This is a genomic window from Chrysiogenia bacterium (genome assembly GCA_020434085.1).
In the GTDB taxonomy this organism is placed as follows: Bacteria; JAGRBM01; JAGRBM01; order JAGRBM01; family JAGRBM01; genus JAGRBM01.
Genome location: JAGRBM010000077.1, coordinates 1 through 6,699 on the forward strand (window position 1 = coordinate 1; position 6,699 = coordinate 6,699).

The 6,699-nt window shown below is 61.8% G+C and carries 7 protein-coding genes; 2 read left to right on the forward strand and 5 right to left on the reverse strand.

The features are described from left to right. From KDH09_02600 to KDH09_02620, 5 genes are all read right to left on the reverse strand, one after another. The coding region (locus KDH09_02600; protein MCB0218560.1) for a hypothetical protein at window positions 1-352 on the reverse strand (352 nt) is incomplete at its 3' end. Window positions 353-423: 71 nt separating this feature from the next. Further along, window positions 424-1,539: an acyl-CoA dehydrogenase family protein gene (locus KDH09_02605; protein ID MCB0218561.1), complete on the reverse strand. Its 1,116-nt coding sequence runs from the start codon at window positions 1,537-1,539 to the stop codon at window positions 424-426. A gap of 242 nt (window positions 1,540-1,781) precedes the next feature. After that, a complete protein-coding gene (locus KDH09_02610) occupies window positions 1,782-2,978 on the reverse strand; it encodes a lipid-transfer protein (protein ID MCB0218562.1) in 1,197 nt (398 codons plus the stop codon). Window positions 2,979-3,042: 64 nt separating this feature from the next. Then, window positions 3,043-3,666: a TetR/AcrR family transcriptional regulator gene (locus KDH09_02615; GenBank protein ID MCB0218563.1), complete on the reverse strand. Its 624-nt coding sequence runs from the start codon at window positions 3,664-3,666 to the stop codon at window positions 3,043-3,045. A gap of 95 nt (window positions 3,667-3,761) precedes the next feature. Beyond that, window positions 3,762-5,429, reverse strand: a complete 1,668-nt coding sequence (locus tag KDH09_02620; GenBank protein MCB0218564.1) for a glycosyltransferase family 39 protein — start codon at window positions 5,427-5,429, stop codon at window positions 3,762-3,764. A 265-nt stretch (window positions 5,430-5,694) separates the two neighbouring features. Here KDH09_02620 and KDH09_02625 point away from each other — a divergent pair, with 265 nt between their 5' ends. Then, complete coding sequence (locus KDH09_02625) at window positions 5,695-6,288, forward strand: YceI family protein (protein MCB0218565.1); 594 nt, start codon at window positions 5,695-5,697, stop codon at window positions 6,286-6,288. Window positions 6,289-6,336: 48 nt separating this feature from the next. Beyond that, on the forward strand, window positions 6,337-6,699 hold a 363-nt coding region (locus KDH09_02630), incomplete at its 3' end, for a hypothetical protein (protein MCB0218566.1).

The window sequence follows — 6,699 nt, forward strand, 5'->3', positions numbered from 1 at the left end:
AGGTCGGCACCGCGGCAGAGGCGTAGCTGACCCAGCCGTCCTCACCCACGTATTCAAAATCCCACTGGCAGTCGCGCCCGCCGCGGCTTGTCACCTTGAGTCGCGCGGCGTCCGAAAGCGCGACCCCGAAGGCATCGAGCGCGCGCTCTTCTTCCTCGAAATAGAGGTGCAGCCCCTCCACCGTCACGGCAAAGCGCCCGCCCCCGCAGTCGAAGGCCACGTCGAATCCCTCAAGATCATTCTTGGGAACGACGATGCTGAATTCGTCACGTTCGTAGCGGATCTCCGGATGCTTCGAGAGTTTCGCGACGATCTTGTCGATGGGGGTGGCCATGGGGAAAGTGTAGCGCATGGGGAAAAACAAAAACCCCCGGTCCTTTGGACCGGGGGTTTGTTTATCAGCGCGATAGAAAACGCGAAGCGCTACAGGCCCATCTGGCGGGAGATGATGAGCTTCATGATCTCATTGGTGCCGGCAAAGATGCGCTGGACGCGGCAGTCCTGGTACATCTTTCCGATGGGGTATTCGAGCATATAGCCGTAACCGCCGTGAAGCTGGACGGCGTCGTCGACTACTTCGCAGAGCATGTCGGTGATCCAGTACTTCGCCATGGAGACTTCCTTGACGATGTTCTTGCCGGCCATGTGCTCGACGATGAGCTTGTCCACGAACGTGCGGCCCAGCTCCACCTTCGTGGCCATCTCGGCCATCTTGAAGGCGTTGTGCTGGAAGCGGCCGATGGGACGGCCGAAGGCCTCACGCTCCTTGGCGTATTTGATTGCTTCGGCAAGGGCGGCCTCGGCACCCGCCTGCGCGCCGGCGGCGCAGACGATGCGCTCCTGCTGGAGTTCCTTCATGAGCTGGTAGAAGCCCTGGCCTTCTTTCTCACCCAGAAGGTTGGTCTGCGGGACGCGGCAGTCCTCGTAGGAGAGCTCGGAAGTATCCTGCGCGTGCAGGCCGACCTTTTCGAGATTGCGGCCGCGGGTGAAGCCCGGCGTGTCGCTCTCGACGAGGATGAGCGAGATGCCCGCGTGCGGGGGGTTGGCCTCGGGATTGGTCTTGGCGACCGTGACGATGAGGTTGCCGTGCTGACCGTTGGAGATGAAGGTCTTCTGGCCGTTGATGATGTAGTCGTCGCCGTCCTTGATTGCGGTGGCGCGGATGCTGGCCAGATCCGAACCGGTGTTGGGTTCGGTCATGGCGACGGCCGTCACGACTTCGCCGGTGGCACACTTGGGCAGCCACTTCTTCTTCTGCTCTTCGTTGCCGAATTCATAGATGTAGGGAACGACGATGTCGTTGTGGAGCGAGAAGGAAAGACCCGTCACGCGGGCGCGGGCACATTCCTCGATCTCGATGATCGAGTAGAGGAAGTCGGCGCCGGCGCCTCCGTATTCCTCGGGCAGGGTGGGGCAGAGAAAGCCCTGCTCACCGGCGTTGTTCCAGATCTCGCGCGGCACCATGCCGTCTTTTTCCCATTGGTCGTGATAGGGAACGACTTCCTTCTCCAGCCACTTGCGAAATGCCTGGCGGAACATCTCGTGCTCTTCATTGAAAACGACTGAACGGTCCATGTCTCTTCCTCCGTGGAATTCCGTTTTGATTCTTTTTGGGAGCGCCTCTCAAGCATCCGGACGCAGCGGGGGGCCGAAAATTTCGGCCACCGGCTTCAACCGGAGACTTGTCGCACGTCCAGCGCCCCTTCAAGCGGCGAGCCCCGGGAGCCTCTTTCGACTCCCGGGGCCTGCGCGCGTTTCAATCAGCTTGCGAAGTCTGTTCCTTAGAACGAGGCCTTCTTGTACATGGTCACAACGGCGGCGCCGCCCAGACCCAGGTTGTGCTGGAGGGCGATCTTCGCGCCTTCGACCTGACGCTTGTCGGCTTCGCCGCGAAGCTGCCAGTTGAGCTCGGAGCACTGGGCAAGACCCGTCGCGCCCAGGGGATGACCCTTGGAGATCAGACCACCGGAGGGGTTCACCACGGTCTTACCACCGTAGGTGAAGGCGTCCTCGTCGATGAGCTTGTGGGCGGTGCCTTCTTCGGCAAGGCCCAGGCCTTCGTAGGTGATCAGCTCGTTGGCGCTGAAGCAGTCGTGGAGCTCACAGACGTCCACGTTCTCGGGACCGTAGCCCGACTGCTCGTAAACGCTCTTGGCGGCGGCGGCGGTCATGCCGTAGCCGGCCAGGTAGCGGCAGTCGTTCTCGCTGAAGGTGTCGGCACCGTCGGTGGCCATGGCCATGCCGATGATCTCGACGGCCTTGTCCTGCAGGTTGTGCTTCTTGACGAAGTCTTCGCTGGCGAGGATCGCGGCGCCCGAACCGTCCGAGGTGGGGCAGCACTGCAGCTTGGTGAGCGGCTCGTACACCATCTTGGCGTTCTGGATGTCCTCGAGGGAGTATTCATCCTGGAACTGGCTGTAGGGGTTGTTCACCGAGTGCTTGTGGTTCTTGTAACCGATCTTGGCGAAGTGACGCAGCTCGCTGCCGAACTTGTCCATGTGCTCGCGACCGGCGTTGCCGAAGATCTGCGGAGCCGGAGGAGCCGGCACGAACTGGCGCAGCTTCATCATGGCCATCATGTGCTTGTCCATCGGGTTCTTGCGATCGTTGAAGTGGCTCTGGAGCGAACCCTTCTGCATCTTCTCAAAGCCGAGCGCCATGGCGCAATCGACGATGCCGCCCTCGACGAGCTGCTTGGCCAGAAAGAGCGCGGTCGAACCGGTCGAGCAGTTGTTGTTGACGTTGTAGACGGGGATGCCCGTCATGCCGAGCTCGTAGATGGCGCGCTCACCGCAGGTGGAATCACCGTAGCAGTAACCGACGGCAGCCTGCTGCACCTTGTCGTAGCTGATGCCCGCGTCCTCAAGGGCCTTGGTTCCGGACTCCTTGGCCATATCGGGGTAATCCCAACCGGCGCGTGCGCCGGGCTTCTCGAACTTGGTCATGCCAACGCCGACCACGAATACTTTGCGACCCATAACTTCTTTCTCCTTCTTGCCTCCGGTCGCTCGCCCTGTGCGGTGCTTCACGCCGGAGAGTTGTTTACTTATTCGCAGCCAGAAGCTGCGTTACCATCCATTTCCATGACTCAAGAAGCTCGGCCTCGCGGGTCTCGTCTTCCTTGAGAAGACGCCCCAGCGCGATGCCGCGCAGCAGGTGCACGGTGAGCTGCAGGGCGCCGTCGAATCCCGGGCGCTTGATGAACTCTTCGCCGAAGAGTTGCTGGCCGAGCTGCCGCATGCTCTTTCCAATTCGACGTTCGAGCGGCAGGAGCTTGGCGCGCAATTCCGAATCGGTGCGGGCGGCGACCCAGAGTTCGAGCACCGCGTAGAAGAGCGGGCCCGAGAAACTGCCGACCAACAGATCGATGGCCGCCGAGATCCGGTCGCCGTAGGAGAGACGCTCCTGCGCCTCGTGCAGCAGGTCCTCACCGCGCCGATTGGCCAGGTATTCGATGGCGCTGGTCACCAGATCCGCCTTGGTGGGGAAATGGTGGAGCTGCGCCCCGCGCGAGACACCCGCCCGATCGGAGACCACGGTCGTCGTCGTGCGCGCGTAGCCCAGGTCGACGAGGCAGTCGATTGTCGCCTCCATGAGCCGCGCACGGGTCTCCGCGCTGCGCTCTTCCTGGGTGCGCCGGGGGCGCTCTACCGCTTGTGACACCATCGTCATCGAGCAGCATTCTGGGGGGTAGGCAACAAACAGTCAAGCCTGATTGTAAATATGTAGCTTATACGTAACCAATTGAAATTACTGCGATTTTATTTGGCCTGCTGAGCCTGAAGGACCTGCCTGGCGATTTTTCTCAGCTTCGGCAGCCTGGGATTGCCCGGCTGGTTGCGTTCGATCCAGGCGATCTGTTCCATCGCCGGGCCGATCTCGCCGAGTTCGAGCTGCGCGCCGGCGAGGTCGGCGCGGTAGGAGGGAAACTCGGGCTCGAGCGCGACGGCGCGCGCGAGGTTCTCCCGCGCCTCTTCCGTTCTGCCGAGATACCCCATCATCACGCCCACGTTGGCAAAGGCGCCCGCGTTGAGCGGATCGAGCCGGGTCGCGCGAATCGTCTCGGCGAGAGCACGCTCGCGATCTCCGTCACCCCAGGTAAACACGGCCAGATTGCCGATGGCGCGTGCGCACTCGGGTGACCCCTCCAGCACGGCGCTCCAAAACTTTTGGGGCCCGTCGTAGACGCGGTTGCGCACGAACGCGCGCGCGCCATAGAGAACAATCAGCACCGCGGCCGCCGAGCCTGCGATGCTCGCGGCATCCTCGCGATCCCTGCGCGAGAACCATTCGCCCGCGCGAGCGGCGAGAATCCCCCAGCCGATCATCGGGATATAGAGATAGCGCTCGGCCGTCAGCTCGCGATGCCGGACGATCTGACACGTCGGAAAGAGCCCCAGCGCAATCACGCACATGGCAAAGCCGATCCACGGGCGCGTGAAAAGAAAGCGCACCATCACGATGAGATAGGCCGCGCCGATGGCCAGCGCCGCCCAGCCGAGCGGATCGTCGAAGCCGCTTGAATAGAGCCAGTGGCGCGGCGAGTAATCGGCCTGCAGGTGCAACGGAAAAACGAGCCGCCAGAGCAGCAGAATCTGCGCCTTGGCCGCGCTCATCAGGTGCGTGTCGAGACTGCCGCCGATCCATTTCGACTGAATTGAAGTGCCCACGTGCGTGACGAAGAAGGCGCGGTAGATGAGAAACGGGGTGGCCAGCGCGAAGAGCCCGGCAAAGAGCTTGGTCCGGCTTTTCAATGCATCCATTGCGCGCGCCAATGGCGCGTTGCGCCCCTCATCCCACCACCCGCGCCCGGCGATGCTGGCCTCATACAGGAGCAGCACCACCGGCAGCGGGAAGAGGCTCGCCTTGGCATTCATCCCAAGGAAAACGAGCAGCCCGCACACAAGACCCCGCGGCCAGGAAGGTGCCTCGCGCCAGTTCAGATACAGGTGGAAGATTCCCAGATAGAACAGCCCCTGCAGCAGATCGCGGCGACCGGCGACGTAAACCACGGACTCGGTCTGCACCGGATGAACGGCGAAGATCGCGGCAGCAAAGAGCGACCAGGCATCGGGCACGCCAAGGCGCCGAAACAATCGCCAGGCGAGAAGCACGTTGATGAGATGCAACAGCAGATTGAAGCAATGATAGCCCGTAGGGTTCTGACCAAAGAGCGCGAAGTCGAGATAGAACGAACCCGTCACCAGCGGCCGCATGGAGGCCTGCCCCAGTGGCTCATTCTTGCCCCAGCCCCATTCCGTGATGGAGTGCTGCAGCCAGGCATCTTCGAAAGAAACGAAATCGTCGAAAACGAAATCACCGGTGAGTCCGTTGGAGAAAACCAGCAACGTGAGCGCAAGCAGCGCCCACGGCGCCCACTTCTTGACCCCCGTTGTCGCACCGTCAGTTTTTTGTTTGTTGCTGCCCAACGATCCGCTTCCGTTTCCTGAATAGAGGCAGCCTAGCGCCCCGGTCCGTTTTTTTCAGCAGTCTTCTTCGCAACCGGTATGAGCATCGGACGCCTGCCCTTCCATCGTTAAATCCCGTTCAGATCCGCAACAAAGTGTTGCAACGCCGCACCGTTCCTGTGCATCTTGTAGGGAGCTTCCTGACGACAGCGCGTTTCCGGGCGTTCCTCCCGCGCGCTCCCGGCAAAAGGCCGGTCACAGGTATATGCAAGGAGTTTGAATGAACATGATCAAGAGCCGAGTACCCACTTTCTTCGCCGCCGCCATTGCGGCCTTTGCCCTCTCGCTTGGCGCCACCAACGCCCGCGCGGCGGAGAGCTTCACCATCGACGGAAATCACTCCTACGTAGTCTTCAAGGTGTTGCACCTGGGCGTCTCCAACAACTGGGGCCGCTTCAACGACATCTCCGGTACGGTGAACTTCGACGAAGCCAATCCCGAAAAGAGCAGCGTGAACCTGGTGATCAAGGCTGACAGCGTCGACACGGGCGTGGCCAAACGTGACAAGCACCTGCGCGATACCGACTTCTTCAGCGCCAAGGAATTTCCGGTCATCACCTTCAAGAGCAAGAAGGTCGTCAAGAAAGGTGACAAGCAGTACGAAGTCACCGGCGATCTCTTTCTCCACGGCGTGACGAAGGAAATCACCACCACGTTCACTCACACGGGCACCATGGAAAAGGATCCGTGGGGCAACAAGCGCGTGGGCGGCGAAACCGAGTTCACGATCGACCGGACCGACTTTGGTATCAACTACCGGCCGGAGGTAGTCGGCACCAAGGTCACCATTCACGCCGCGTTCGAAGCCATCCACAAGTAATCAGGCGCCGTCCCCGCGCAAACGCGCGGGGACGGGTAATTCCCTCCCATGTTGCAGGCAATCCTTCCATCCATCATCGGCACTTTGCTCGTCACCACGCTGAGCGCGGTTTTTCTGGCACTGGCCTGGAAACCCTGGCAAGACGTGCGTCCGGCCAAGCCGGGGTGGGGCGCCGCGCTGGGCCTTGGCATGGGCTACGCGCTTGCCCACGGCTACCTGGTAGGCTGGCCCGCGCTACCGCCGGTCACGGGCAAGCAGTGGGTCTTTGCCCTCGCACTGGCGGCAGCGGTGATCGGCAGCGTCCACGCGCTCGTGGCCGACAAACGCCCCGCGCACTTCGGCCTGTGCGGCGCGATGGCGCTGGCCGTGCCGATCGCAACACTACAAAGCAAGCTGCAATACGGCTGGGAG